1 protein-coding gene is annotated in these 1512 nt (G+C 56.1%); it reads left to right on the top strand.

Going from position 1 to position 1512, the window contains the following annotated elements; translation table 11 throughout:
- Window positions 1-85 precede the first annotated feature (85 nt).
- A protein-coding gene (locus HUO14_RS16115; RefSeq protein WP_176280882.1) for an IS3 family transposase occupies window positions 86-1437 on the top strand; the annotation gives its coding sequence in 2 pieces (ribosomal slippage) (window positions 86-422 and window positions 422-1437; 1353 coding nt in all).
- The last annotated feature ends 75 nt before the right edge of the window (window positions 1438-1512 follow it).

A 1512-nucleotide genomic window follows, 5' to 3' on the forward strand; every position in this document is an offset into this window, starting at 1 on the left:
TGTTCCCCGTCAGCACCTGTGGCACAAATTTGATGTTGTAAGTTAAGGAGGATTTGGGTCTCGTCGTAGTGACGAAGGAACGAAGATGAGACCCAAATCCTCAAAACCCAAAGCGAGTGCTGAGCGGGTAGTAAAAGACATTCGGCGGGCAACTCGCCGGCACTTTTCAGCAGAGGACAAGATCAGGATCGTGCTGGAAGGTCTGCGCGGCGATGACAGCATTGCCGAACTGTGCCGCAAGGAAGGCATCGCACAGAGCCTATATTACGTCTGGTCGAAGGAGTTCATGGAGGCTGGCAAGCGCCGATTGGCCGGTGACACTGCGCGTGCTGCTACCAGTGACGAGGTGAAGGACCTGCGGCACCAGGCGCGCGACCTGAAGGAATGCGTAGCCGATCTTACTCTCGAGAACCGTCTGCTTAAAAAAAGCATGAGCGGGCATGGGGGAGACGAGGAATGAGATATCCTGCATCCGAAAAGCTGGAGATCATCAGGATCGTCGAGCAGTCGCATCTGCCTGCCAAGCAAACGCTGGACAGGCTGGGCATCGCGCGCCGGACCTTTTACCGCTGGTATGACAAGCATCTGGAGGGCGGGCCTGAAGCGCTGGAGGATCGGCCGTCTTCGCCAAGCAGGGTATGGAATAGGATCCCGGCACATATCCATGACCAGATTATCGAACTGGCGTTGGAACAATCCGAACTCAGCCCGCGCGAACTGGCTGTGCGGTTTACCGATGAGAAGCGCTACTTCGTGTCGGAAGCCACGGTTTACCGCCTGCTGAAGGCTCATGACCTGATCACCAGCCCGGCTTATGTGGTGATCAAAGCGGCGGACCGCTTCCATACCCAGACAACCCGGATCAACGAGATGTGGCAGACGGATTTTACCTACTTCAAGATCATTGGCTGGGGGTGGATGTATCTATCGACGGTGCTGGATGATTACTCTCGCTACATCATCGCCTGGAAGCTGTGCAGCACGATGCGGGCTGAAGACGTCACCGACACGCTGGATCTGGCGCTGGCAGCATCAGGCTGCGACCAGGCCCGCGTCCATCACAGGCCCCGGTTGCTTAGTGACAATGGCCCGAGTTACATCGCTAGCGAGCTGGCGGAATACATCGAAGCCCAGCGCATGAGCCACGTTCGCGGTGCTCCGTTCCATCCGCAGACGCAGGGCAAGATCGAGCGCTGGCACCAAACTTTGAAAAACCGCATCCTGCTGGAAAACTACTTCCTGCCTGGCGATCTCGAAACCCAGATCGAGGCGTTCGTGCAGCATTACAATCACCAGCGCTATCATGAGAGCCTAAAAAATGTGACGCCCGCAGACGCCTACTTTGGCCGCGCAGAAGCCATCATCAAACAACGGGAAAGGATCAAACGAAAGACCATTGAACATCGGCGCTTGCAACACCGCAAGCTAGCCGCCTAATATCAACCAATAAGACGAGGCCGATGCTCCGCTAATTTACGCAGCCATCTGTGCCAAATGTTCTGACGACGGACA

This window comes from Parasphingorhabdus flavimaris (assembly GCF_013371215.1).
In the GTDB taxonomy this organism is placed as follows: domain Bacteria; phylum Pseudomonadota; class Alphaproteobacteria; order Sphingomonadales; family Sphingomonadaceae; genus Parasphingorhabdus; species Parasphingorhabdus flavimaris.